The organism is Halobellus clavatus, assembly GCF_900107195.1.
Classification (GTDB): domain Archaea; phylum Halobacteriota; class Halobacteria; order Halobacteriales; family Haloferacaceae; genus Haloquadratum; species Haloquadratum clavatum.
On record NZ_FNPB01000016.1, the window covers coordinates 1 to 25,968 of the forward strand.

General features: G+C 55.7%; 19 protein-coding genes and 3 pseudogenes. 4 read left to right on the forward strand and 18 right to left on the reverse strand.

The window, feature by feature from the left end; genetic code table 11:
• From BLU74_RS16280 to BLU74_RS16295, 4 genes are all read right to left on the reverse strand, one after another.
• Positions 1-2,030: VirB4 family type IV secretion system protein (locus tag BLU74_RS16280; RefSeq protein WP_089769355.1), on the reverse strand; the 2,030-nt coding region annotated here is incomplete at its 3' end.
• Positions 2,023-3,144, reverse strand: coding sequence for a TraC-like domain-containing protein (locus BLU74_RS16285; RefSeq protein ID WP_089769283.1), 1,122 nt, complete (start codon positions 3,142-3,144; stop codon positions 2,023-2,025). The genes BLU74_RS16280 and BLU74_RS16285, both read right to left, overlap by 8 nt.
• Positions 3,145-3,146: 2 nt before the next feature.
• Positions 3,147-4,262 (reverse strand): TrbL/VirB6 family protein, encoded by a 1,116-nt coding sequence (locus BLU74_RS16290; RefSeq protein WP_089769285.1) that lies wholly within the window; start codon positions 4,260-4,262, stop codon positions 3,147-3,149.
• A 2-nt stretch (positions 4,263-4,264) separates the two neighbouring features.
• A complete protein-coding gene (locus tag BLU74_RS16295; protein WP_089769287.1) occupies positions 4,265-5,125 on the reverse strand; it encodes a hypothetical protein in 861 nt (286 codons plus the stop codon).
• 136 nt (positions 5,126-5,261) lie between these two features.
• On the opposite strand from BLU74_RS16295, the gene BLU74_RS16300 reads away from it, so the two are divergent.
• The gene (locus tag BLU74_RS16300; RefSeq protein ID WP_089769289.1) at positions 5,262-6,488 is read left to right on the forward strand and encodes an RNA-guided endonuclease InsQ/TnpB family protein; all 1,227 of its coding nucleotides are present in this window, start codon (positions 5,262-5,264) and stop codon (positions 6,486-6,488) included.
• A gap of 19 nt (positions 6,489-6,507) precedes the next feature.
• On the opposite strand, the gene BLU74_RS16305 is transcribed toward BLU74_RS16300, so the two are convergent.
• From BLU74_RS16305 to BLU74_RS16330, 5 genes and pseudogenes are all read right to left on the reverse strand, one after another.
• The gene (locus tag BLU74_RS16305) at positions 6,508-8,244 is read right to left on the reverse strand and encodes a DUF8186 domain-containing protein (RefSeq protein ID WP_089769291.1); all 1,737 of its coding nucleotides are present in this window, start codon (positions 8,242-8,244) and stop codon (positions 6,508-6,510) included.
• A 29-nt stretch (positions 8,245-8,273) separates the two neighbouring features.
• Positions 8,274-8,696 (reverse strand): DUF7985 family protein, encoded by a 423-nt coding sequence (locus BLU74_RS16310; protein WP_089769293.1) that lies wholly within the window; start codon positions 8,694-8,696, stop codon positions 8,274-8,276.
• Between the two features lie 6 nt (positions 8,697-8,702).
• Positions 8,703-8,951, reverse strand: a complete 249-nt coding sequence (locus tag BLU74_RS16315; RefSeq protein WP_049987855.1) for a hypothetical protein — start codon at positions 8,949-8,951, stop codon at positions 8,703-8,705.
• Positions 8,952-10,111: 1,160 nt separating this feature from the next.
• Positions 10,112-10,815, reverse strand: a pseudogene (locus BLU74_RS16325) (nucleotide sugar dehydrogenase); the annotation flags it as partial.
• 39 nt (positions 10,816-10,854) lie between these two features.
• The gene (locus tag BLU74_RS16330; RefSeq protein ID WP_089769296.1) at positions 10,855-12,381 is read right to left on the reverse strand and encodes a flippase; all 1,527 of its coding nucleotides are present in this window, start codon (positions 12,379-12,381) and stop codon (positions 10,855-10,857) included.
• Between the two features lie 205 nt (positions 12,382-12,586).
• Here BLU74_RS16330 and BLU74_RS18650 point away from each other — a divergent pair, with 205 nt between their 5' ends.
• Entirely contained in the window at positions 12,587-13,309 is a 723-nt protein-coding gene (locus BLU74_RS18650) for a class I SAM-dependent methyltransferase (protein WP_139175879.1), read from the forward strand.
• Positions 13,310-13,337: 28 nt separating this feature from the next.
• On the opposite strand, the gene BLU74_RS16335 is transcribed toward BLU74_RS18650, so the two are convergent.
• The 7 genes and pseudogenes from BLU74_RS16335 to BLU74_RS16365 all read right to left on the reverse strand — a co-directional run bounded on the left by BLU74_RS16335 (position 13,338) and on the right by BLU74_RS16365 (position 22,020).
• Positions 13,338-15,542 (reverse strand): DUF2206 domain-containing protein, encoded by a 2,205-nt coding sequence (locus BLU74_RS16335; protein ID WP_089769298.1) that lies wholly within the window; start codon positions 15,540-15,542, stop codon positions 13,338-13,340.
• 98 nt (positions 15,543-15,640) lie between these two features.
• Positions 15,641-16,426 (reverse strand): glycosyltransferase family 2 protein, encoded by a 786-nt coding sequence (locus BLU74_RS16340; RefSeq protein WP_089769299.1) that lies wholly within the window; start codon positions 16,424-16,426, stop codon positions 15,641-15,643.
• 105 nt (positions 16,427-16,531) lie between these two features.
• The gene (locus BLU74_RS16345; RefSeq protein ID WP_089769301.1) at positions 16,532-17,902 is read right to left on the reverse strand and encodes a sulfatase-like hydrolase/transferase; all 1,371 of its coding nucleotides are present in this window, start codon (positions 17,900-17,902) and stop codon (positions 16,532-16,534) included.
• A 54-nt stretch (positions 17,903-17,956) separates the two neighbouring features.
• Positions 17,957-18,587: pseudogene (locus BLU74_RS16350) on the reverse strand (IS6 family transposase).
• 85 nt (positions 18,588-18,672) lie between these two features.
• Entirely contained in the window at positions 18,673-19,752 is a 1,080-nt protein-coding gene (locus BLU74_RS16355; protein ID WP_089769303.1) for a glycosyltransferase family 4 protein, read from the reverse strand.
• Between the two features lie 107 nt (positions 19,753-19,859).
• The gene (locus BLU74_RS16360) at positions 19,860-20,885 is read right to left on the reverse strand and encodes a Gfo/Idh/MocA family protein (RefSeq protein WP_139175880.1); all 1,026 of its coding nucleotides are present in this window, start codon (positions 20,883-20,885) and stop codon (positions 19,860-19,862) included.
• Entirely contained in the window at positions 20,878-22,020 is a 1,143-nt protein-coding gene (locus BLU74_RS16365) for a glycosyltransferase family 4 protein (RefSeq protein WP_089769308.1), read from the reverse strand. Before BLU74_RS16365 ends, BLU74_RS16360 begins: the two co-directional genes overlap by 8 nt.
• 167 nt (positions 22,021-22,187) lie before the next feature.
• Between BLU74_RS16365 and BLU74_RS19625 the strand changes: the two are divergent.
• Positions 22,188-22,298, forward strand: a pseudogene (locus BLU74_RS19625) (glycosyltransferase); the annotation flags it as partial.
• A 32-nt stretch (positions 22,299-22,330) separates the two neighbouring features.
• On the opposite strand, the gene BLU74_RS16370 reads toward BLU74_RS19625, so the two are convergent.
• Positions 22,331-22,984 carry a DUF8102 family protein gene (locus tag BLU74_RS16370; protein ID WP_089769310.1) on the reverse strand — a complete coding sequence of 218 codons (654 nt, stop codon included), beginning with the start codon at positions 22,982-22,984 and terminating at the stop codon, positions 22,331-22,333.
• Positions 22,985-23,545: 561 nt separating this feature from the next.
• On the opposite strand from BLU74_RS16370, the gene BLU74_RS16375 reads away from it, so the two are divergent.
• The gene (locus BLU74_RS16375; protein ID WP_089769312.1) at positions 23,546-24,922 is read left to right on the forward strand and encodes a tyrosine-type recombinase/integrase; all 1,377 of its coding nucleotides are present in this window, start codon (positions 23,546-23,548) and stop codon (positions 24,920-24,922) included.
• Here the strand turns inward: BLU74_RS16375 and BLU74_RS16380 are convergent.
• Positions 24,919-25,932 (reverse strand): tyrosine-type recombinase/integrase, encoded by a 1,014-nt coding sequence (locus tag BLU74_RS16380; RefSeq protein ID WP_089769314.1) that lies wholly within the window; start codon positions 25,930-25,932, stop codon positions 24,919-24,921. The genes BLU74_RS16375 and BLU74_RS16380 overlap by 4 nt on opposite strands.
• Positions 25,933-25,968 lie beyond the last annotated feature (36 nt).

Genomic DNA, 25,968 nt, shown 5'->3' on the forward strand with positions numbered 1-25,968 from the left:
TCGAAGTCGATGACCTGCTTCTCCTTGGGCATCGCTTTGACCTGGATGCCGCGCCACTCGCCGTCGACGCCCACGAGTGCCTCGGAGAAGCCGGCGTCCTCGTTGCCGGGGACAGCGTCCTGAACGAACCGCATTTGGGCGTAGTTCAATCCGAACTCCTCGGCCCATTCCTCGTCCATCCCGTCGAGGCGGTGGAACTGCTTGACCGCGCACTGGTCCAGAATCGCCTCGGATTCGGCGTGCTCGAAGAACTCGTCGACGGTCTGGGTGACCAGCCGAATCGAGAGGTCGTGGTGACGGTGGTGGCGGAACACCGTCTCGAGGAACGCCAGGCTCGCGGCGTCCTGCATGATGTACCGGGCCTCGTCGATGTAGAACACGACCTCCTTCTCCGAGACCTTCGCTCGCTCGTAGACCAGCGAGATGAGCAGCTGCATGGTCAGCGCCGTACTGCTGTCGACGCTGCCCTCCTGCTGGGCGAGGTCGAGGTAGATGACCTTCTCGTCCCGGATGTCGAAGTCGGATTCTTGGCCGAGATTCGCGTGGCGACCGTCGTCCTCGAAGGGGCGAAGCTGATCGAGCAACCACGTCGCGTCGTCCTTGATCTTCCCGGCCTCCTCGTCGGACCGCACGACGAACTCTTCGGGGTCGTCGATCATGTCCTCGAAGACGTCCATCATGTCGCGGATGGTCGGGCTCGGGTTGCTGTGCGTGGAGATGTCGTCCGTAATGTCCTGGCGCTTGTAGGCGCGCTTGAGCCCGAGTTCGAGCGTCGTCCGCCGGTCGCCCAGCGAGATACCGCGGAGGGCGAAGAAGTTCGTGAGGAAGCTCATCGCGTCGTCGAGCTTCTCGTTGAACGGGCTCGCGTCCTCACCCATCGTCCGCTGGACGTGTTCGGGGGTCTCGCGGATTTCCAAGGGGTTGAGGCCGAGCGTCCCGCCGACGGTAATCCGCTTGGCGTCGAGCGCCTCTGAGACGCCGGCCCAGTTGTTCAATGGTTCGAGGATGATTCCGATGCGGTCCTTGCTCTGCTCGATCGACCGGATGAAGTTCTGCTTCGAACTGAACGACTTCCCCGAGCCGGTATCGCCGACGGTGAACATCGCGTACCCGTTGTCTCGGGAGAAGGGATCGATGACGACCGGGCTCTGGTTGTCCTTGTGGATCCCGAACTCGACCCCGCCCTCCTCGAGAATCGTCGCGTTGTGCGGCGAGGAGAGTAACGCGCCGACGGCGCCGCCGAGCGCGATGGACTCGCGGCCGAACTCGTTGTCACCGATGGGTGCGGCGGACTGAAGGGCAAGGTCCTGCCGGCAGATCGCGGTCTTCGGCGTGAGGTTCGATGGATCATCGCGGAGCGCACTCTTGACCTCCTGGACGGCGTCCCGCAGTTCCTCTTTCTCGTCGGCCCGGACGGTGATGAACATCCCCTGGTCGAAGACGTTCGCGCCATTCTCGACGGCCTTGTACGTCGCTGCGGCCTCGTTGGCGCGCTCCTGGAGGTAGGCGCTACGGACGCTCTGTTCGATATCGGCGTCGACCTGCAGGTCGTCCGCGATGTCCTGCAGTTCGTTCCGGGCCCGCTCCTGGTTCTTCGGCGTGATGTGGGCCGTCAAATCGAACTGGACGTCCGTCATCTCGAAGAGGTCGCTCAGATAGCCATCGCTGGGATAATCGGCGTAGTCGGCGATGTACAGCGTCGTCGTCCACTGCTCGCCGACCCGTGCCGCGCGCGTTTCCCACTCGACAGCTCCGGGCGCGGTGACGGTCTTGTGCGACTCGGAGATGTCGTCGAGGAGCTTGCGTTCGGCCTCGCCTTCTTCGAGTGTCTCCTCGTCGAGGACATCGGTGAAGTCCACATCTGGTTGATCATCCGCAGTGAAGCGGTCCCAGAGGTACTTACTGCCGACGCCAAGGCCGAGACCCACCACAAGGGCAAGTACTGCACCCTCTGCTGGTGTCAGGTTCTGAAGCCACCCGATGACGGGGCCAAGCACGCCACCACCTGTCTGGAGGATCACGTTACGCATCGTGTGGGTCCTCCCGGCGCGAATGGCCGATGATCGATTGGTCGCGAACGACACGCTCCGCCTCGTCGTAGTCGTGTTCGCGGCCGTTCCAGAAGTCCATATTCAGGACGAACAGCTCGACCGTGCTGAGCCGGCGTGCGGACCAGCCAGACGCCTGCTGGATGAACTCGGATCGCACGTCGTTCACGCGACTGTCGAGCTTCTCGAACATCTGCGCACGACGTTCGACGTCGGTAAGGTCCTCGCGGCGGGTGACGAACGGGTTGAACAGGAAGCCGATGACGGGGAACTGGGTCAGCTTCTCTGCGGGGGTGCCCTCGTCGCGGAAGCGGTCGTAGACCTCTATCGGACTGACTTCAACGCCGATGTAGTACCGGACCTGCTGAATACCCCGGTCACGCATCTCCTTCGGCCGTGTCTCTCGGTACTCTTCGAGGAGTTCCCGGAAAATCGGGTTCTCCGTGACGTCTTCGTCCGTGAGTCGATCCTCGATGGTCTCGGTGATCTGCTCGACTGGGAAGGAACGGGTTGTGGCGTGGAGTTTGAGCTTCGAGTCCAGTTCTTTGTTGGCGAACTCTTCGCCAGCGTCCTGGAGTTGCGCCCAGTCGTCGGACATTGCGAAATCCATGTTCGCTGGATCGATCTCGATGAACGCCTCCATCGCGCCGTCTTCACGCTGGATGGCACCAGCGCCCGGCCATGCCCGCTTGATGTTCGTGAGGTCTTGCGTTCGCTCGTCCGGCTTGAACGGCGTGTAGTTCGCGAGTCCACCCTCGTTTCGCTCTGCCTCGTTAGTACTCGTGTCGGCGTCGGTGGGTGCACTGAACGTGACCTGGGGCCGTTTGAGGTACCGATAGACGTCTTTGGTCCATGTCCAGGCGTTCAGGTGGGTTGGTGAGACGTAGATGACGGCGACGCCAAAGCCAAGCCCGCCAGCGACGAAGGGGAGGGCGAGCGACTCGATGCCGGTGAGGCCCGCGATAAACAGCCCAATAATGGGGAAGGCGATGAGCATGCCGACGTCGCCTTCCTCGATATTGAGATACGGGATGCGACTCTCCTCACCGAACTGATCCATGATGCGCCGTGCGGCCGCGTCTTGATCTGCTGACATTGTTAGTGGATTCCTCGATCAAACTCCATCCCACGGTCGTCACTCTCCGATTCCGCTGTCGCTCCACCGGGGTCATTCTCGGTACGGCGGTACGACGGCGTGCCGCTACCGTCTTCTCCGTGTCCACCGCGGGCAGCTGCTTTTTGCGCGACGGCCTGGCCAGCGGCGGCTTTCGGCCCCCACCGAGCGGCGGTCGTCGCGACGCCGGCGCCACCGACGTAGGCCCCGGCGGCGACACCGCCGATGAGGGCTGCGCCTTTCGTCGCCCCGCCGACGACTTTGGCCGTCAACGGCGTCGCGTATTTGAACGTCTTCCACGTGATGTAGAGCGCAATGAGAGGCAGTGAAGCGGCAATCAAGTATTTCAGAAATGCACTATTTGGCGTGAGCGCTCCTTGCGAATAGAGCAGATCGTATCCTTTGAACACGACTGCTGCTGGGAGGGGTAGAACCGCCAAAGGAACAAACCGTTTAGAGAATCCCATCGCGATGTCCGAAAGGACTGGAACGTTACCATAGGCGAGAGCAAACGCTATCGGCATTCCGTAGACATACACGTACAGTAACACCTCTCGAATGTAGTAGAGGGCCTCAAGTGCCCACATCGAGAGGCCGCCAACGATTGCGAACATGAATGCAAGCCCTGGATTGGTCAGTGACTCTTTGAGGAAATTCAGCATCGCATCACCCAGGGTTTCCAGACTCGGCATCAACGCGATCGTGAACCCGTCGACGATGTAGAGACCAAGAACACTGACCCAGTACCAGCTGATGATGAGAAATGCGCCAACCCAAGCGGTCTTCTTTGTCCGTCTCGCTTCATATGCACTTCCGATATTGAAAATCCGGACTGTGTGCCGCCCTTGAATGCACATCACCAGAAGGAGCAGTGAGATAAGCATAATCTCACCTCCAACCAACGCATCGCGAATTGCTGGCCAGGGCCCGTTTGTTGGCGCACCAAAGACAAATGCACCTTCCGTCTCGGGCGTCGGAGTCCCGAACATCTCCTCAGTGAGGGTTTCATAACCGGTGTTCAACCCCTCCATGAAGAGAGAAATCACCCAATCGACGACGTCTTTGAATCCCTCTAGGACGATATCAATCAGGTCCACCATCGTTAGTCCTCACTAATTGTGATCTCACAATTATCGAACTCTTCTGATGCGGAGTAGTGGATACTGTAAGGATTGGAAATTCGGTTAGCCCCTACTCGTGTTTCTAGAATGACTTCGAAGCTTCCGGTTTGTTCTTCGCTCTCACACGAAGTCCCCTCACCTCGAACGAACGCAAACGGTGAACGGTAACTGTACAGTGTAAGCTGCTCTCCCGGTTTTATCACTACCTCGTCAACTTCTGTATCCTTTTCTGGGTTGTATATACCACTAACATCGTCGTTTTCATCATAGTTCGTCCCTTCCTCATCCGAGGGATATGGAACATCACCAACGAAGAGGAGCTGCGTGATCGCATCCGGGCCACTACCTTGGTTTTCGACAGATACGAAGGCCTCTTTTGAGATTTTATCACTCGAGCTATCCCACATCTTTTCAGGCTGATTCTTCCCGATCCCCATTTCCACGATGCTAAGATTCGGCTGAACGGATAGAGCGGACTCCTGCACAGTCTCTTCGCCCTCTAGCGCGAGAACACGATACTCACCTGGGGCGTAGGACGTTCCAATCTCGAATGAGACCTGCTGTGCTCCTGTAGCTACGTCACGTTGACCGAACAGTTCCCCATTCGGCTGGATGAGATTGACTTGGTTGACATCGGCTTCTTCGGAGAGTTCTACGACAAGCGTTGTTCCCTCGACAGCGACACGCGTGAGTGGGCCTTTGCTACCTGAGGGGGTAGTCCCATCACTAGATGTTCCAGACCCGCCATTGTCGTTCAGACAGCCAGCGACGCTCACGAGGGTAGCACCTGCGACTGTTCGGAGGGCGATTCGCCGACTGATGTGTGGGTGGTTTCTAGTCATAGATTCTTCGAAGCGGAAACCCACCCTTCAGGGGTGGGAGGAAGCCGACACGATTCTGACACTGTACACCATCGGTGGCTGGCTGATTCACCAGCCTCTTATTAATTCTTAAGTGCATAGCAGTTGTTATGATTGTGTGGAGGTCCGTCGCACGGTTCCCATCAAGCTCGAGGTGACCGACAGCGACGCGGACCTTCTTCACGAGACGATCCAGCAGTTTCTCGACGCAGCGAACTACGTCGTAGACGAAGCCTACGATGGTGAGTGGGCCGAGACACGGAAGACCGTCCTTCACGAGCAGACCTACGACGAGCTCCGTGATCGAACGGAGTTGCATAGCAACCACGTTCAGTCTGCTCGTGACCGCGCTGTCGACGCTCTCAAGAGTACCGTCGCGACGTGGTCGAAGGGTGAGTACGCATCCCTTCCGACGTTCACGACGCCGTTCTGTGAATACAATCAGCGCAACGCAACCTTCTTTGACGGCCATGCGACGCTCTCGACGGTCGATGGGCGCGTGACAGTCGAGTACGTACTCCCGGACGAAAGCCGTGAGACGCCCCACTCCAACTATCTTCTGAACGACGAGTTCGAGACGACCGGCGCGACACTCCACTACCGTAGTGGGTCGTTCTACCTCCACGTTCGAATAAAGGCGACCGTGGACGCTCCCGACCTGCCTGAGAACGGAACGGTTTTCGGGGTAGACCTCGGGATCGAGAACCTCGCCGTTACGTCGACGGGGTCGTTCTGGTCTGGTGACGAACTGAACCACTGGCGGACGGAGTACGTCAAGCGCCGTGAGTCGCTTCAGGAGTGCGGGACGCGATGGGCACACGAGAACATCCAGGCCGTCGGTCGGAAGGAAACTGGGCGTTTTGACCAGTACCTCCACCGTGTGGCCAGCGAACTCGTCGACGAGGCTGTCCACGCAGGATGTACGACCATCGCGTTCGAGGATCTGACAGACATCCGTGAGCGAATGCCCAACGCTCGCGAGTTCCACGAGTGGGCGTTCCATCGCCTGTACGACTACGTCGAGTACAAGGCAACTACTTGTGGCATCACGGTCGAACAGGTGAATCCGCAGTACACGAGCCAACGGTGCTCGACATGCGGATTCACCCACGAAGATAACCGACACGGGGAGTCGTTCTCCTGTCACTCGTGTGGGTACGAGAACCATGCGGACTACAACGCAGCCAAGAACATTGGGCTGACACTCCTTCGTAACCAGACTGGAGACGAGGGAGGCGCACCCGTAGGTGTGCGCTTGAACAGCGGGATGCTGACCACGAACGGGGTAGGTCCCGTACCGGATTCGGTTAGAGTGGGAATTCATGCTGAAAGCTCACCAGTTTAGCGGTGGGTTAACTTACGGACTATGGGTTCCGTTGGAAGATGTCTTCTGGACCGAGCATTCGGAGGAGCCGCTTGCCAGCGTAGAACATCACAAGAAACGGGATGAGCTGCCAGCCGACCTCGAACATGAACGCGAACCACCCGTCGATGGTGCCGAGCGGATGCCACCGAGCAGTTGCCGTCGCACTCACATACGCGGGTTCGTGCCCGAGCCACGAACCCGGATGGTACCGTGCCGTGTAGATACCCGGCTCCTCGATCGTCACAATCGCCACCCCGGAGGCGTTGGTCTCGACGCGTTGCTCCGCGATGGTGATGTAGCCGTTGCGAGTGTTCCCGCCGATTGGATATCGTCGGTCGGGATCGCTGAGCACGATTGGTGCGCCGGTCTCGTTATCCTGGAGTTCGATGCGGAGTGTGGCCTGACTTTCGTTCTGCTGGAGAACCTCAACAGTCAGATTACTGCGCCGGAGCTGCCGCTCTGAGCCAGCATCAGGTGCCACAATCGAGGCGTTCACACCCCGCACGATCCCCGCTATCTGGAGCGCGTCGCGGTCGACGGTCTCCGCGCGAACTGCGACGCCGTACGTCGTCGTGTACGACTGGTTGACGATGTCGATGTTGATGTTCTCACCGAGTGTGCCGACCGGAGACGGTCGGTCAGTGCCCCAGGTGTCGATAATCTCTGGACCATTGCGAACTGGTTCAGCACGCGGGCCGATTCGCGACGGGTACGCGTGAACATAGACTGGAATCGCGTCAGACTCGACGGTGGCGCTGTCAGTCCGGTTCGACCTGACGAGTGTATCCCAGTTGGTGTTCCGTGCGGTGTAGAACCGCCAGACGCCACGCACTCGTGCGCTTCCATTCTCCGTCAGCGTGTACCCCTGCCACGGTCTGGACTGGAAGATAGCCACACCGGCGTCACCATTGGGATACTCGGCGTAGTAGGGGTACGCCGAGAGGTCGTAGATCTCGACGGCGATCGAATCCGAGACGTTGAGCGATTCGGTTCGGTACGTGACCTCGACATCGGTCTCGTCGCCTCGGTCGATTCGCGTGGTCTTCTTCAACCGGACGCTGATCTCGGCTTCAAGCGTGAGGTTTGCACTCCAGTCATCCTCGATCTGGTAGTCGAGGGCCGGCGTGTGCGAACCGTCGCGCTCGACGATGGTTTCGCCGTCCTTCTGCAATCGAACCTCCTCGACCTCGTTGCTCGCGAGCGACCACTCGATCGTCGTGTTCCCCGAAGAGCTTCCGTTCGGGACGCGAACACGGTAGTCAACGAACCCCCGCATCGTGCCGTTCGGCGCGATATAGAGCGGCGTGTCACCCGACTCCAAGTGACCTCGCGTCGACGGCTGCACTGCGAACACCGTGGCGTGGGCGTCCTCGATAAACACGCCGTCTTCGAGACTCGCGTGGGGCGGATGTACGGACGTATCCGATCCACCGGCTTCGAGATCAGCGAAATCGTTCCGCGTCCATGTTGCAGCTGTCGCCGGCGGGCGCGTGAACGTGATGTCCGTCCCGTTCGCGAGTTGGTGCATCGCGGTCCGGCTCTCGCCGTATCGCTGCTGGTACTTCTCCTGGCTGATGTAGTTGTCCGCGTCGCGAGACCACAGCGTCGCCGATTCATTTTCAGTGAGGCCATTTCCCTCTGTTTCCGGCCGTGGCGGGCTGGCTGTGACGAGACCCGTGACTAGGCTCGTCACGAACAGGGCGGCCATGAGCACGGAGAGCTCTCGGTGTTTCATGAGGGCGTTCGACGGGGGTTGGGAATCGGTTACCAGGGGGCGAGGTCGACGCACTGCGCCAGCGGAAGCCCCATCATCGATCCGGCAACGGTGTAGAGTGGTCCAAGGGCGACGAGAACGACCGTAGACTTCATGGCCGAGCGCTTGTGCCGTTTGAGCCCCTTCTTCTGGTCGGGCGTGATTGTGAACATCTCGATAAGGGAGTCGGCCTGCCACACGACCGCGAGGCCGACAATGCCCAGTGCGGTAGTGAGCTGGAAGAAGCCCTCGATCATGCTGGGGAGGTTGTCCGCACTACAGACGGCGTTCGTCTGTGCAGCGGCGGGTTCCACAGCGAACAGGCTCAGGAGGACTACGATGAGCATGGCCTGTTTGGGAAGCCTGCTCGCCGCCGTGGACTGGCTGTCGGCGCGATTCGAAGCCGTCTCGGAGGGCGTATTGTCCTGTGACATAGCGGGTTACTCCTCTGCGTCGTCGACGAGTGCTTTCAGATCAGCGTAGCGGTTGGTCTCGTCGACGATCTCGTCTTTCGTGTAGCCCTGTTCGCGGGCCCGTTCGAAGAGGTCACGAAGCTCGTCCGGGTCGACGTCGCGGAGCTCCATCTCGTCTCGGAGGGCGCGGCGATAGAGGGCGGAACCGTTGATATGGCTGTTCCACGTCAGATACAGATCATCGATGTCTTCGATGGTGACTGCCCGTGTGATCATATGTGCGGGGTGGGTATGCACCGGTTGAGCCCCGGTCCATGGTGGTGCGATAGCTAGAAGATCGGTATATGCTTTCTGGCCATCAGTAATCGCAATAATGTGATTGAATTAACTGAATTCCTTAGTCTTCGTACAGAGTGGTGTTAACCAACACATCGGGATGAGATTGAGGTCTTGTTGGTTAATATATTTCCACAATACCTTCTCTGAGTTCCGTGGTGGTGTTTTCGTGATCGAGATTCTCAGTATCGAAGTATTGTTCTTAGAGATGGTCAAGATACCGTTCAACGTACGGATGAAGACCCTCGTACGGTGGACGGGGACATCAAGCATACTGTGTTGGTCGCCACCTGAGCAGTCAGAGTCGACGTGTTCGAATTGGCAGCGATACGTGGTCGCAACGTTGTGTTTCGGGTCCAAATCCTCGATCTCAGAGGTATCATAGAAACACTCATAGGTACTGATATAATCGTCAATGATAACGGATACTCCGAGTTCTTCCTCAGTGACGCAGTGGACAGCCTCTGTCCGAGCTTCGTTCTTCAGTACCGTTCCACCAGTCACAAACCATTCTCTTTCGACAGTAATCAGTACCACCAAACAAAAACCGAAACTGACGAACAGCGGTCGACAGCTACTCGCTGCCGAACATCTGGCGCGACATCAGAACTACGGGGTACCCATCGGGTAGTCCATTTTGTATTCGGGGTTTTCAATGATGCTTTGTTCAGTTTCATCGGTTTTCGCTCCAACAGAAGGTCAAGATACTCCAACAGCGCGGCGAGACGGACGACGCCGTGGTGATTGTTTCGATCTCCCAGTGCAAAATTATGATGGTGACGGTTGGTTAGTCCGAAGCTGGATGGACGTCGCCATTGTATCGAATTTATCAGAAAAACAAGTAATTTCCTGCAGGTACAGTCACGAAACGTGACGATTTGTATTCACACGACGGCGCCGGGTTGCTTATAAATGTTCCGGCGGTGGCCGATTAGATATCGTCACGCTGCGTTACAGCACTCGTCGCCGTCTGGTGGTTCGCTAGATATGTCTGTAGGGCGGCGGGGTGATAAATGTCGGGGGACGAACCGAATTTGGCCATAATTGAGGCTCTCGCTGGATGGTGTGCTACGGACTTCGAAAACCGATTGGGTCGGCAGTTACCAGGTCAGTCCTTCGTAGACGATACCGTCACGACGAGAGATTGCACGCTGGCCGTCGACGACGACAGGCGTGGCCATTGCATCGAACTCCTCGTCGAGTGCGGTGATCTCCTCCCAGTCGGTGACGATTATGGCAGCCGAGGCGCCGTCGAGTGCGGCCATGGGGCTTTCTGCGTACTGGATGTCGGGGAAGTGCTTGCGCATGTTCTCGGCAGCGATGGGGTCGTAGGCGATGACCTCAGCGCCACGCTGTTGGAGGCTCTCGATGACGGGGATAGCTCGGGAGTTCCGGACGTCGTCAGTGCCGGGTTTGAACGCGAGGCCGAGGACCGCGATGCGCTTTCCGCTGACGTCGACGTGGTTGTCCATGAAGGAGAGGAGGCGCTTGGGTTGCTGGTCGTTGATTTCGGTGGCGGCATCGAGCATCAGTGGTTCGTTAGTCCTTTGCGCGGGCGGCAGCACGGATTGCTGAGGTGTCCTTTTCGAAGCAGCTTCCGCCCCAGCCGAGGCCGCTTCGGAGGAACTGCTCGCCGATGCGGTCGTCGAGGCCGATCGCGTCGGCGACCTCGTAGGCGTCGACGCCGAGCTCCTTGCAGATGTTCCCGATGTCGTTGATGAGAGACTTTGGCCGCGAGGAAGGAGTTGTTCGCGTACTTGATCATCTTGGCTTCCTTCATACCCGTCCCGACAACCGGCAAGTCAGTCTACTTGATTAAGGAGTTGAGGTTGAACCGGGTTAGTCAGCTACTTAGCTTCTTTTTTAGAAGACTGAGATCTAACCCGGTTCGGTCTTCGATTCTTTCGATGAAGAGGAGGTCGGTTTCGTCTAAACTCCGAGTCGCGACTATCGAAATCAGGGTTATAATCCCGAACAGCGTTCCGAGAACAGCTAAGCCGATTATGCCGAACTTGATGTGCGTCGTGGTCTGATGTATCGCCAGCGCGATGATGGTCGTAACGATGAGTGGCTTGAAATTGTTCATCCCGAACGGATGAATTCCGATTCTACGATAGATTGCTACAACCTCTACAATATTGTAGATAATATATCCCGCCCCGGTCCCGATTGCTGCACCGACAATCCCGATTCTCGGGATTAAGTAAATATTCAATATGATGTTCGCTATCACACCAACCATGGCTGACCAGAACTCGATTTTTGTGTAGTCAATCGCCTTGACGATCTCGCTATCTAGCCCAACAATTGCTCTGAAATAGAATCCGGACACCAGTACCGCGAGTGCTGGAGCAGCAGGCGAGTACGCAGCCCCGAATAACGTCCGAACCACGTCGTCGGCGAATAGAACGAAGACGAGAACCATTGGTAGGGTGCCCGCTGCAAGCCATTTCGTTGAGACCGTATAGAAACGCTCTAATCCTGAAATATTGTCGTTTTCGTAGAATTGGGTGGCAACTGGCAGGAACAGAAATGTGAACGACGTCATCAACAATGTTGACGCTCTTCGAAGGGGCTGAATCGCCCGATAGTACCCAACTTGATTGGACTCTAGAAAATATCCAATCATTAGGATATCTAAGTGAGAGAGGAGTATGAGAATATAGGCACTCATCGCAAGCGGCAGCGAAAAGCGAGTTAATCTGAAAACGGTGTCCCGACTCACATCCACATCTAGTAACTTAACCAGCGGGTAGCGGCTATGGAGAACTACAAAGCTCACACCAAGTACAATAATTGAAACGCTCAACCAATACCCGATAGCACCCATAGCCGGCACTCCGAGAAGAATACCTAAACCTAGAACACTAAGTGGGAGAATTCGACCCAAGAAATCTCGGGCAATCGCAGCTGCTAATGATCGTCCTTCGGCCCGCAACATCCCGAACGCGACTGCACGGAGAGCTAGCAACATGACCAATGGAACAAAGAAAATGAGGTACGAGCTCACCTTCGGATCATCAACTAAACCGCCGATTAAACCGCGCGCGGAGGTGAGGAAAATTCCGATTATGAGTGCGGTAGAGAAGACAATCATCAAGCCATGCTGAAAGATATGGGTCCGTTCGCCGAGATCATTTGCAGTTGAGACCATTCGAACCACCCCATCCTTGATGCCGAAGTCGGCGATACGACTACTCAACAACGCAATCGTATATGCAAGTGCTAGGGATCCATAGATAGACGGTTGAAGTGACCTCGCGATGAGGGTTTCAGCGAACAGCGCCAGACCGTTCCCGACAATTAGACCTATAAATATGATTGTAGAGCTTTCAAACAGATCTCCGACCTTCTCATCTAGATTACCCATTTATGAATGACAAAACGAATAGACTATATGCTTCTTCTCTATACCATTTTGGCAACTCACCTCTTATAAGTTAAGCGTTGGAATGTTGTCCTACCCTAGTTTCATTAGTCGATTTATCTCAATGTATCAATGCCCATTCCTTGGCTGTGCTCATTCATCATGCCCATCAGTAGCCTTTTCCTACTGTAATTCGTCTAATTAGATAATGTCATCTTTGGATTATGTGGTTAGAACACTACCCCTACGATCAATGCCATCATTTATAATTCAATACATCTATTCTCGGTTTTTGCGCGATTACCTTCCATCTTCCACTATCTCGTTCAACGGGGTGCAGGCGGAAGGCTGTATCTTTGACCCATATATTCCAGGAAAGTCACCAGCTAACTACGAGCACGGTCTTGTCGCAGAATTGCAGTCCCTGGTCAAGTCGGGCGACAAGGTAATTATTGTCGGAGGCGGGATCGGCGTGTCGACAGTTGTCGCTGCCAGACAGGTAGGGCAGGATGGATCTGTTCACGTCTTTGAAGGGAACCGGGAACAACTCAATACTTGCCAGAGAACTGTTGCTCTAAATAATGTCGCCGGGCAAGTGACTTTCAACCACGCAGTAGTCGGAGAAGACGTTAACGTCTATAGTGGTCATGGAGACGCCGAAACGATACCCGCAACCGATCTACCTAATGCCGACGTTTTGGTCCTTGATTGCGAAGGAGCAGAACAAAAAATCCTTGACCAACTCCGCAACGGACCCCTCCCCTCACGCCTCATCGTTGAGTCACATGGTCGATATGGCTCACCCGCCGATAGTGTCGAACAAAAGTTGAAATCCCTTGAATACAGAGTCGGGGAAAAGCGATTGGCGGAAGTTACGTTTCCGGAATTGGCTGCAGCAAATGACCTATTTATCCTCACTGGAGTCCGCTAAAATCGCCCGGGAGAGTTACCAAACCGGACTACTTACACGGTGTGTACACGTTTGTCTGTCCCGCTGCGAACACCTTATTCCGGCCTTCGGTTGGAACCGCGTTGAGCGGTATGGACTGATTGCCGTAGTAAACGAAATTGGGGTGATGTGTGATCACAACTTCGCCGATCTGGTAGTCGCCGGGTGTGAGTCTAATAAATCCGTCACACATCGTTGCGTTTGGTTCCATGAGGGGCGATGGGCGCTCCAAGGGTGACCGGCCCGTTAGCTCCGAAGTCCGCATTGGAGGCTGAACACCAGACCCATAGAGTTGCTCACCGCGCGCGTAATTGTAGAGCCAATCTGATGAGGACCACCCACGGTCGCTTCGGTAGACACGATACAACTCGTAAATCGTGTTCTCCGAGCCGTGTTCGAGCCGGTAGGGCTTGTCAAGATACGGTTGTGGTGAATTGTCGTGTGTGACGGCCGCAGCGATCCCACCGGAGTTGATGAGCAACAGCACTGCCAACACTGCGGCTATCGTCGCCATTGGCGGGGCGCGAACCCGCCGCAGTCCCGCTACGGCAGTGAGAATGGCGAACGGTGCCAAAAAAAGCATTGAGAATACGAAGATGCGGGGAATTCCAAGTCCGACCTTTGGTAGGAACGCAAGCGGGACGAGACACGCAGCACCCGCACCGATCGCGTAGTAGCCGAACTCTGCGGGCAGAATATCGCTAGCGACGTGTTCACCCATTCTCTCACCAGAAAATCGTTCGGGCCAGACTAAGCCTGTGAACCCAATGACCAGACCTATTGCTGCGAACCCGAGCACCACGATGTACTCAATCTTGATTATCTGATAGGTGAGCGAAGGCATCGCCAGCGATGCTCCCGTTCCCGCCTGTGAGGTGGCGGTCGTAGAGCCGAGGAGAGAAGCGACCATCTTCGCGACGGCGAGAACCATGAACTCAAAGCCGCTTCCCTGTGCTGCGTAGAGAAACCACCCCCCGAGGACGAGGCCCATCGAGAGCAAGTGACGCACTTGGAGAATGTGCTCGGAGCCATTGAAGAAGGTATTCCATAACCATTGAGAGACGAGCGCCACCGTGAGTAGAACTAGGAACATCGGTGCTGCACCGTAGTGCGTCGCCGGGATCGAACATAGCGAGAGTATGAGAACGACGCTTGCACCTACACCGTTATCACTTGCGTCAAACAGCGCGCAGACAGCGACGACAGCAAAGAGCAGTGCCGTCGCAGTCCGTGTATTCCGCGACATCGTGTTCAACCATGGTACTGAAAACGCTACCACTATGACGCTCAGGTAGGCGACCCGTGTCGAATATTGGCGCTCAACAAGAATGAACACGCCGATGGCAATTACCGACAGCGTCAGTGGGTGGAACACCGTTGCGGCGATCGACAGATCAGTCTCCGTAGCAAGCGAAAACGCCGGATTCAGGACCGTCAAACGCAGCGAGGTCGCCCGGACAGAGAGCATCATCGGATCGTAGTAGCCCCGGATAAGCGATACCATCCCGAGTGAGTGCTCGAACCGGCCGTCTCCTGCTTGGAGGTTGATGTCGATGAGCGTGTTTTGAAGCAGCAGTGCGAGCGAGAGGAGCCACGCCGAGACAATTTGACTGGGTCTGTCAGGGTTATCGAGGACTACAAACAGGGGTGTCAGCGAGATGAGGACCAGGGTGGCGATCAGCGCGGAATTCGTGTTATAGTCATTCAGGAGCCACGCTCCGAGGACGACGTTGAGCAGGAGAAACACTGCAAGGGCAGTGTGCCGGGACTTGAGTGTGCGAATATCTGCCGAGCCAGGGAGTGCTGGCGAAAATCCACGGAGCCGGAACAGCACCAACAGAATTGCGAATCCGCCACCGTACCAAAGATAGAAACCGAGCGGCCTGAACGGCGAAGGGATTGAGGCACCGTGAGTAGTAACGCTGGCGAGCGCCCCAACTGCCATTGTGTAGGCCAAGCTGATAACGACAACATACGGGATCACCAGCCAGTCGTCCAGATCCCGTCCAAGCGCCCCTAAGATTAAGACTCCCGGCATGACCGCCACTAATAGAAATCCAAGGCCAGATTGGAGAGGAGAGGCGCCGATTGTGACCGAGAGTGTATACAATACAGCGCCGAAACTGGCGAAAGTGACGATAGCTGCATTGTTATCGTGCACACACGACCGAAGTGATGATTTCGCCCACGCCCCCCCCTTGTGTTGCAAACTCATCAGATGGGGTCGCTACATTGTCCACGTATATACCTGTTTGTCAACAACATTTGATGCCGTCTTCAAGCGTTTGCCGCGATTTATTTCGATGTATTCTATTATGGCCTTAATTTCTCACCCAAGAGAATTTCATCACCCCTCAATTTCCCATAAACTGCAATTCTGAAATTCAAAGACATCAATGCAAAAAATATACCTCGCCATCCGTCAAGAATTGCGCCCTCTATAAATAGGTAGTAAACACATTCGCCAAGTCCATAAATGAAATAGTAGAGAAATGGTCGCTCATTCCCTTGGTTGCGAATTTGCTTTGCTTCAAGAGTTGAGTAACGATCCCAAGTTTCGAGATACTCACCAATTGACTCATATGCATGGTGTGTTATTTCAGAGCCTAGCTTTTTTACTCTGTTTCGATATTCAGCCTTAACTTGTAGAGTTTCATTTATTATCTCATTTTTGAACTCAAGTACTTCCTTTTTCGCAAGGTACGGACGCTTTGGATGGCTGATATTCGTTTCTTCACCGAACATTAAGTTCCGCTTTCGCATTTTGAATGCTACTGTATCATCTGCTTTCGAAAGAGCTGACAACGCCTCATGCCGTAGATCAGGTGATACCTCTTCGTCAGCGTCTAATATCCAAACCCAATCGTTAGTCGCTTGCTGTATGGCGTATCGTTTGATACCCGCAAAGCCCGTGAAGTCACGTTGATATACTTCTGCGCCATGGTTCTCCGCTACCGAAATTGTTCCATCCGTACTGTCTGAGTCAACTACTACAATCTCATCTGCAAAATCGATGACAGAGTCAAGAAGACGGTCAAGATCATCTGCACAGTTTTTCGTCGTTGTGCAGATTGTAATCGGTGGGCGGTCCATCGCCATAGTCTACGGGTCTGTTGGTTAGTAACTTACGATACATGAGTGTTCACACAGCAATTTTAGAATCATCAGCATAGAGTGATATCTCATCTACTTCGCAAAATCTCTTTACTCGGCATAACCGAGGTCTTCCAGTCGCTGGCGGGCCTCTGCCGACACATCTGAATCCTCCCCGACATGTTTGCTATCGGGGAGGTAGTCCAAGAGATCGTCCGTTCTACCTGTCCGATTCTGCTCCTTGAACGTGTCGTAATCCAAATGTATTACACCACCATTCTCAGGAACAGTAATTATGTGCTCTCCCTTGTGAGTGACACTTAATTGATTATTCCCGTAGGCGATTTCCTGTGAGAGTACGGGACGATCAAAATTCTCAGTCAGTGAGATGCCATCAGTGTCCGGAACAGGCGAAACACTCAGCTCTGAATACACGGTCGGAACAATATCTACCAACGAGGCGAACCCATCCGTTTTTGTGATATTCTGGTTCGTGAATATTGGGACCTCAATCACGGGAGGTACGAGTGCGTGTCCGTGATCAGTTCCGTAGTACCCACGAGGGTCGTCAAAGTGTTCCTTTTCGAATTCGTAGTATTCCCAAAACTCTTCTCCGTGATCACCAGTCACAAATATTAACGTATCGTCATCTACCGCCTCCATAATTGAGGAGAGGCAGTCGTCAACGTAGCGGATTGCGGAGTCGTACAGGAGCTCGCGTCCTTCCCGGTAACCTTCAAACTCGTCTGTCGGCCTAATCGTGTCCCTGAACCGCCATCGGGATAGACCGTCAATGTCGGGAATAGGGCCAAACTGGTCTGCCTCCGCTTTCTTTATCGTTTCTTGGTGAAGAGGTTCGTGGGGATCCCCAAGATGAACGTACCCGAATTTAGGCCCCTGGGTCTGATTCCACCACTCCTGCACTTCGGAAATGAGTGCCTCGGCATCTGCATCATGGCGCCTGTTAATTGACGGAATCCGCCCTCTGAGCGGAATCGCAGCCATCTCGATAGCAGTCCCGAACCAGATATTGTAGCCCAGACTATCAAGGACCTCGGCAATGGTGAGACACTCGTCTCGAACGCCGTATGGTGGGTCAGACGTTGACAAGTCCCTCATGCTGTCGGTGTCGTACCGTGCACCGTGGTTGTGGGGGTATCGTCCAGTCAGAAGCGAGGGGACTGCACTATAAGTCCAAGACGCAGGGGAGATCGCTTCTGTATGGGTGAAATTCTCAGATAAGTAGGGGGTGGTATCACGCTTGTGACCGCCGCTTGTAGTGTGGTCGTTTCTCAGACAGTCAACCGTTATGATAATCACGTCTTTCGGGTTCTCTACATTGAAGTTGCCAACGTCTTGGTCTTGGAGATTGTAGACGAGCGAATCACGATAGTCCCGCACTCTATTAAGTACATAGCTTGCACTTCCTGGATCAATTCCCCGTATTCGAGATTGAATTCGCTCAGCTAGATTACCAATCATAGATTTTACTGACCAGTGAATTTACAAAAGCCTATTGTAAAACCTCGGTAGTGTTCAGATAAGCCGGTTCCATGCGAAGGCGAACGCTTGAACCCAATTTTCGACGGTATCTGCTTCGGCGTTGCTGAAATAGTTTAAGAACTGGTTAGTTCGTCGTTTTAGTTCTCTGAATACACGTTCGACGCTGTTCCGATTACCGTGTTTTTCGTGTCGGTAATCGAGACCGTGTCGGTGGAGTGCTGCTTGCAGCCATGGTGCAGAATCGACGAGAAAGATCGCGTCACCGACGAGATGTTTCTCGCGGTTCGGAGAAGACCATCTCGGTAATCGCTTGATTTCTCTTCGGAGAGAACTTGACGTACAGCAAGCGGTTCGTTGCGGAATCGACAGCAGCGTACAGCCAGAAGCGTCGTCCGTTCAGCTGGATCATGGTATCGCCACCGCAACGTGATTCGGATTCGCACAATCAAGCGGCTGTACATTGGCTTTCTGAACCCAGTTATGAACGGTCGCTCGACAGCGTTCGACACCCAACCTATTGAGAATTAAAACGGTATCTGAAAGTGATAATCCAGCCAGATGGGGTCTGATACCGATCTTCATCGCGGACTCGGATGTCGCCTCTCTCCACAAATCCTAACTCGAAGCCGTCGCTACCACCGGTGAGGCGGGCGATTTCGAGCATGAATCACCTAAAGATTGTCCCGCCTCATTCTTCATCCTTATATGAACACCGCCATACAGACTGAGGCCAAACTGTTAGAAGTGCTTTAGTCAATATACTCCCGCAAAGCACACTCAAATGCAGTATAATCCCCTTGTTCTACCATGATTTTGTCATTGACTTCTTTCGCTGCTGGATGGGTATTGAATGCGACAGCAGGTGTATCAAAGTGCTGGGCTTCGGTAATTGGCAGCCCCCAACCTTCTTCCAGAGAACAGGTAGCAAAGACATCGGATATCGAATAGAGTCCAGCGAGATCTTCGTCAGATACGTATCCGGTGAAGATCACGTTAGGCCCAGATAGGTCTTTTACCCGCTCAGCATAGTCTGGTTGAGACGCGGAACCCGCAATTACTAACTTGATGTTGTCGATGTCTTCAGAAACACTGTCAACGACCTCGATTAGTGAGTGTATGTTCTTCCGCTCGGTTATACGGCCTACAAATAGAACAATGTAATCGTCGTCGTCAATCGAATACTTCTCTCGCAGGTCGTCTGGCTCAGCCACTTGCGTGAATCTTCGTTCATTGATCTTGTTCGGAACTACAGTGACTGACCGGTCAATATGTGACTCTAGGTATTTTTTTGAATCCTCACTCACCGCACAGATATAATCTGCATTAGATATCGCCCATCCGCCTGTTTCGAACCGATGGATGAACCGTGACCAAACTCCAGCTAATCCGGAAAAGCCTTCTGCTGTATTCGCAGACGGGTGTGACCAATATACGTAGGACGCGTCGGTGATGGTGCTCGTAACGGAACTTGCAATCGTGAATGGATAGCGGTGGGCGATGATGGTGTCGAACTTCCGGAGATTCCAGACCGTATAAACCATCCAGGGTAACAGCGGGAACAGTATCCAGTAGACTTTGCTTAGTAATGGATGGCCATGAACGGGGTTTACGACCTTGAGGTCTACCCCCTCTGGTGATTCCATATCCGCTTCGAGTGCAAAAATAGTCACATTATATCCTGCTTCCGTCAGGTCAATCGCTTGTTGTTCGACGACGCGGGCATCCCCTCCCCTCCCTCGAAACTGGCCGCAGATAGACACCGAATCGGTCGCGGGTTGTTCCTGCCTTACAAACTCGACTACTGACTCGTACTCTTTCTCTAGTACCATTGTTCCTTATTTGTCGCCTGTCGACTTCGCGTACTCCTCGCACTTTCTTGAACCCTGAATCTCACCAGGAAGACAATAAGTCTAATAGTGCTCATTTCGGAGTTGACTTACTTAATCTCGTTTAGCACGGAGTGGCTCCCTTGTAAAATCGTGTATCCCTGTTCGGGAGTGACTGGTGGCGACGCTGAGGATTCTATCGAATTCAGGTACTGATCGAGCACCGTCTCAAAGCCGAAGAAGAGATCGCCCTGGAGGGTGTGGATTCCGGACTTCACCATTCCGTACCCGAACTGACCCAGCCCGGAGATAGACGTTTGGAGAACCTCCAGTGGGGAATGCTCCTCTTCTTGACCGACGTGGACGATGATGTCTCGGAAGATGTCCACTACGGCGAGGCGTTTCGTTCCGCAGATTACGAAGAACCACTCGGAGAGGGGCGCATCAAATATCATGGAAAGCTGCCCCTGCCTGTCTTCTGTCCCCTCGAACGTAGCGGTCACTGAGTTCAGGGGTTGTCCATCGCCGGGGTTCTTCTGTGACGTGGCGTTTACGACGTCGAGGCCGCCGATGAACTCCTCGATGAGGTAGAGAAGGTGTGGCGATTCGTCAAAGAACAGGCCGCCAGGTAAGTCGGTGTACCACGAGGGGAGATCGCGTCGTGGGCTGCTGAATTGAATCCCTTTGACGTACCGGATTTCGCCGAACGATCCATCCCGAACGAGCTGTCGCGCTTTCCGAACGGAACGGGAATACAGAAAATTGTGGACGATTCCGAGCTCCGCATTTGATTCCTCCGCAGCCGTGACCATGTCCTCCGCATCTTCCAGTTCGACCGCCATCGGTTTCTCGCAGAGAACGTTCGTGTCGGTTTCGAGGGCTCGGATAGAGTACTTTGCGTGAGTGAACGGTGGTGTACTGATTGTTACTAGGTCTAGATCGGATGCCAGAAATGCCTCGTAGTCGTCGTACACGTTCAAGATGTCGTGATCTTCAGCGGCTTTCTCTGCGTTGGGCCAGTTGTGATCGTACACAGTCGATAGCGACACGCGCGGATTCGCCTGTAACGCTAGGATGTGGCGCTCCCTCGCGATCGACCCACAGCCGACGACGCCAACTTCATATTTCCTAGTCATTACCACCTACCTTACCATAGACCGCCATCACTCTTTCCGTTCGCTGTTCCCACGTGAGGTTGTTGACGACGTAGTCTCGGGCGTTTTCGGCGAGCTCTACTCGAAACGCGTCGTCATCGAACAGCTCAATGATCGCCGCCTCAATGTCGTCGGGGTGCCCCGGTTCGAGCAGCAGCCCCGTCTCGCGGTCCGTGACGACTTCGGGCACGCCCGCGATTGCCGTCACGACGGGTGGTACCCCGGACGCCATCGCTTCGAGCATCGTGAGCGGGAGGCCTTCCGAGTACGATGGCCGGCAGAACACGCTCGCGCGGTCGTACATCGCCGATATGTCCGGGACGTAGTCGTGGACGGTGACCGCGTCCGAGAGCCCATCTCGTTGAATCGATTCCTGCACCTCCGCTTCGAGGGGGCCGCTGCCGACGATGTCAACTGTCGCGTCCGGATGCGCTTCCAGCACACCTGGCAAAGCGCTGAGTAGATCCTGGATGCCGTTGTTGCGGACGAGGCGACCGATGTACAGCAGCCTCTTCCCCTCGACGGGAGCCGGGGAGAATTCATCGACGTCGACGGCGTTCCGGATCACCGTGGTCCGGGTCGCGCCCAGCGACCGCGCAATCGACTCGGCGGCCGCGCTCACGCAGATTACCTGGTCGCTGCGCGAGATGACGAATCGACTCACCGTCTGCTCGAAGGTTCGCGCGGCAACACCACCAATCCCTGAGATCATCCCGATGTCGCCAAGATGTAGCGTCGTCACTAGCTTGTAGTCTGCACGGAGCGAGCAGAGGGCTGCCAGAGCCGAGGTGTAGAAGAAACGGTTGTGCGCATGCACGATATCCGGCTGAAACGCCTGCAGCACGTTGCCGAATTCACGGAGTGCTGACAGCGAGAACATGCTCTGCAGTCCAATCGTGTCGGTGAGGTCGATCGCCGAAGCCGTGTAGAACGAGATATCGGGATTATCCTGCAGTTCGAATTCCCGGCTACCGTCGTCCAGCGTGAAAACCCCCACCTCGTACCCTTCCTTGACGAGATGCAGGGCGAGCTTCTGCACTACTTGCTCGACGCCGCCGTCGCTCGGGGGAAGATAATCCGAACAGAGGAGAATACGCATTCCCGGCTGCTGAGCCATGCAACAAGATAGTCTTTGCAATTCAAAAGGTTATCCTCTCGTGACATAGCCCAAGATCTCAGCCACCACTTTCCGTATCAAGTCCGTTATTTATCACCGCTATCTGAGGGCGATTCACTAGAGTACTGCGAGTATGCAACTACTCCGAGGAAGAAAGTCGAATCATAGGTGACCGACCATCTTCGGACCCCGTCGAACGTGCGCAGCGATATGACTGGGACGCAGTCGCGGACCAGGCTGAAACTGCGTATCAAAGTGCCATAGACGGATCCTGGTGAAAATCAGCCCTTCACAACATCCAACGTTTACGTTACTCCCCAGATTCAGCCCCCTTCCCGACAAACACACCGGGAAACCCTCTGGACGACTCGGCCAATTCCTCGAGATCATCCCCACCAATTCTCCCGGCCCGAACCAGCGCCCCGATCTCGGCGTCGGTTAACTCCCCATCGTCCTCAAAACGCTGATACAGCGCCTCGATATTGGGGTCGTACTCGACCGAGATAGACACGTCCGCATCGGTCGCCCGACCCACTGACTCGGAAAATTGGCCGATGTTCGCCCCCTGCAGAACCCCGTACTCGAGACACGTCTCGAACCGATGCTGATCACCCTCTACCCCGAGATACGCAAACGCGACCATCGACGCAAGGGCCTCGTCGGTTTCCTCCTGCCCGAGCTCCGCGAAGACCTTCTCCCGCTCTCCGGGTTCGAGGAGAACGCTCAGTAACGCGAAGTCCTTGAGCCCGTTCACGACCCGTTCGCGGATGGCCTGTCGCCTATTCGCATCCGTCTGGGGTTGGGCGTACTCCTTGTGCCCGCAGAGATACTCCCGGTCGGTCGGAGAAAGGATCCCGCGTGGTCGGTCTTGCGGCGTGAGAATCGGCCCTAACTCCCGGTCATCGTCGACGTCCTCGACGCCGGTGAACAGTTGGCCGCCAGGGATGTCCCGGTCATCAGTCATAGTTAGTCAATTACTGCCTAAATCTATATTCTTTTTCATCCATTACTACTTTGCCATACCGGGACGATCTATTACCTGGACAGAGAACATGGCGACAATAACATCCGCGACCGGCCATCAAGGTGCTCGCACGCCACGTCGATCCCCGGTGACCGATACTGGCCGAGGAGAGACAGAGAACGACCAGATAACTGGCCGTCGGAATAATTGGCCAGGCACGGGCTACAAGGTGCTATTCCGAGGAATTCGACTCAGCCACGGCTCTGAGAAGACCTCGTTCACCGACCATCGACGACCGGGTGTCCTTCACCAACCCCCGGCCAATACACCGACCAATTACGCGGGGTACCCCGGGCAATCTCTCGTCGAAACCGGTGACCCGACTATTCGGGGAAATTCGACTACGAGAACACAGAGAGTACATCGAACCCGGCACCTGACGTCCCGGCCAATTCCGGTCACTAATGGTCGGTACTACCGACCCATCACGACATTCCACCCCGGCCACCGGCCCATTGAACCCGGTAACCGAGTCCCCCAACGAACGGAGTTGGTCGGCGAATGACCGAGTCGAACGACGCTTCCGACGAATCCGACCGGCCCATAGACACCCGGGAGAACCCCGACCACCCACCGACTAATCCCGACCAACACCAGGACGACGCAGAGAACCCGACTCAGGAGGTCCGGACTGATGGCGGGGAAGTAGTCACGGACCCGGGCCAGCATGCCCACCAAACGCCAAAGCCCCACGGCCCCGAGACGCCAGCTCCAGGGATGATTGGGCGGTCCCAAGATACCCACACCAACCCTGCCCGACCAACAGAGAGTACCAACAGCCAGACCGACAGTTCACCGACCAATTTCGCCGAGCCGTACACTGATGCGGAAACGACCAATCCTCCGAATGACGACCAACTGTTCTCCGGGGCTGTGGCGGTCGACGACGTCGTCGAGTTCTACCTCAACACCAACCCCTGGGACGTCCAACCGAACACCGTCACAGCCTACCGAGGCCGACTCAGGCACTTCCAGGCGTTCTGCACAGCGCACGATATCGAGGACCTCGGAAACCTCCGCCCGAACACACTCGACGAGTTCCAGAACTACCTCCGCGAAGCGTCCCCACTTGAGGCAACGTCGTCGATTAAGGGCTGTCTGGCTGCCCTCCGGAAGTTCCTCAAGTACTGTGAGCACCGGGGCGTGTTCGACCACGGGTTCCACAAGCTCGTCATCCTCCCGACGGTCTCCAAACACGAGGGCCAGGACGAGCGCTGGCTGGCCCGAGAGAGCGCCGAGGAAATCGTCGAGCACCTGGCGACGTACCGGCCCTTCACCAAGGCACACGTCGTCTGGGCCATCCTCGCGGAGACCGGGATCCGACAGTCCACGCTCTATGCGTTGGACCTCGACGACTACGACGCCGAGGAGCGCTACCTCACGGTCGTCAACCGAGAGGAGACCGGGACGAGATTGAAGAACGGCTACGATGCCGAGCGTGAACTCAGCATTTCCGAGGATGCTGCATTGGCCATCGACGGCTACATCCAGGAGAACCGGAACGCCGTCATCGACGACCACGGACGAGAGCCACTCGTGACCACGCGGAACGGCCGGCTCCAGAAGAGCACGATTCGCCAGTACGTCTACGCCTGGACTCGGCCGTGTGCCACCGGCCAGGACTGCCCCGTTGGCGAGGATCCAGACACGTGTGACGCCGCTCAGACGAACAATGCCGCCTACGACTGCCCGGAATCCCTCTCGCCGCACCCCGTCCGCCGCGGATACATCACCCATCTCCGGGCGAACGGCGTCCCCACCGAGGACGTGATTTCGGAGCGGTGTGATGCCAATCCCGACACGATTGAACGGTGGTACGACATGAGTACCGAGTCTGACCGACGCGAAGCCCGGCGGGAGTACGTCGAGGACCTCTAAACGTTATCGAGATACTCCCGTCGCTGTTCCATCTTCTCCTGGTCAGTGCGCTCGTCGTAGTGCTTGTCGATAACGCCTTCAGAGACGTCTGCACGGTCCGAGACAATCTGGGTTGGAACGTCGGATCGGAGCCAGTGCGTGATCGATCCGCGCCGGAACGGGTGGGGTGAGACAGACTCCGGGCAGCTACTGACCTTTGCGTGCTCGGTCGACTCACACGTCTCGGGGTTCCGACCAAGCGGGCATCGCCGGTTATACCGGCATGGTTGGGTGTACTTGTACGCATATCCCGCTATTGTGCCCTTTGCGATGCGCCCGTTCGTGGTGGTGATGAGTGGATCTCGACCGTACTCGTCGGTGACATCTGGGCGCTTGAGCTCGATCCAATCGTCGAGTAGGTCAGCGAGCGACTCCGGGATGGCGACGTAGCGCTCAGACGTGTGTTTGTTCTTGAGCGGCGTCCCTGTCTCGGGCCGATGCGTGAACCGGAGAGACTGTTTATCCGCATCGTAGTCGGCGAGGTCGAGCGACCGAACGGCGCCACAGCGGGCCATGGTGTACCACATCACCGCCAGCGTCACGTGGGCCCGACTACAGTAGTGGAACCGGTCGAGATTTTTCAGTACTTCTTGGGCCGTCTCAGCGTCGAGTTGCTGGTCTCGAACGCCCTCGTCCCCAGTGAGGGTCGGGGACTGAACGCGTTCGGAAAGGCCGCTGTCGACAGCCTCGATGCTCTCACACCAGCGGACAAACACGCGAGTCGTGTCCAGCATTGATTTCTCTGTCGAGGGTGCCCAGTCGCTCGCCTTGCGACCGTCGAGTTGGTACTCCTTGATGAGCCGTCCGGTGAGGTCGTTAAGGTTGGTAATCCCCCGATCATCGAGCCAGTCAACGAACGTGGAGATGCGATATCGATGGGACTTGATAGAGCTTCGCGAGAGGGTTCCTTTCTTATCTTCGAGGTACAATTCTAAGGCGGTTCTCGGATCGATTGGATCGAGGTCGGACATACTAGTTCACGCTCACGTTGGTTGCGCAAACCACCA

Coding starts and splice junctions, on each gene's coding strand:
- BLU74_RS16285 (WP_089769283.1), bottom strand. CDS start 3,144: ATGTCAGCAGATCAAGACGCGGCCGCACGGCGCATCATGGATCAGTTC.
- BLU74_RS16290 (WP_089769285.1), bottom strand. CDS start 4,262: ATGGTGGACCTGATTGATATCGTCCTAGAGGGATTCAAAGACGTCGTC.
- BLU74_RS16295 (WP_089769287.1), bottom strand. CDS start 5,125: ATGACTAGAAACCACCCACACATCAGTCGGCGAATCGCCCTCCGAACA.
- BLU74_RS16305 (WP_089769291.1), bottom strand. CDS start 8,244: ATGAAACACCGAGAGCTCTCCGTGCTCATGGCCGCCCTGTTCGTGACG.
- BLU74_RS16310 (WP_089769293.1), bottom strand. CDS start 8,696: ATGTCACAGGACAATACGCCCTCCGAGACGGCTTCGAATCGCGCCGAC.
- BLU74_RS16315 (WP_049987855.1), bottom strand. CDS start 8,951: ATGATCACACGGGCAGTCACCATCGAAGACATCGATGATCTGTATCTG.
- BLU74_RS16330 (WP_089769296.1), bottom strand. CDS start 12,381: ATGGGTAATCTAGATGAGAAGGTCGGAGATCTGTTTGAAAGCTCTACA.
- BLU74_RS18650 (WP_139175879.1), top strand. CDS start 12,587: ATGTCATCTTTGGATTATGTGGTTAGAACACTACCCCTACGATCAATG.
- BLU74_RS16335 (WP_089769298.1), bottom strand. CDS start 15,542: ATGAGTTTGCAACACAAGGGGGGGGCGTGGGCGAAATCATCACTTCGG.
- BLU74_RS16340 (WP_089769299.1), bottom strand. CDS start 16,426: ATGGCGATGGACCGCCCACCGATTACAATCTGCACAACGACGAAAAAC.
- BLU74_RS16345 (WP_089769301.1), bottom strand. CDS start 17,902: ATGATTGGTAATCTAGCTGAGCGAATTCAATCTCGAATACGGGGAATT.
- BLU74_RS16355 (WP_089769303.1), bottom strand. CDS start 19,752: ATGGTACTAGAGAAAGAGTACGAGTCAGTAGTCGAGTTTGTAAGGCAG.
- BLU74_RS16360 (WP_139175880.1), bottom strand. CDS start 20,885: ATGACTAGGAAATATGAAGTTGGCGTCGTCGGCTGTGGGTCGATCGCG.
- BLU74_RS16365 (WP_089769308.1), bottom strand. CDS start 22,020: ATGGCTCAGCAGCCGGGAATGCGTATTCTCCTCTGTTCGGATTATCTT.
- BLU74_RS16370 (WP_089769310.1), bottom strand. CDS start 22,984: ATGACTGATGACCGGGACATCCCTGGCGGCCAACTGTTCACCGGCGTC.
- BLU74_RS16375 (WP_089769312.1), top strand. CDS start 23,546: ATGACCGAGTCGAACGACGCTTCCGACGAATCCGACCGGCCCATAGAC.
- BLU74_RS16380 (WP_089769314.1), bottom strand. CDS start 25,932: ATGTCCGACCTCGATCCAATCGATCCGAGAACCGCCTTAGAATTGTAC.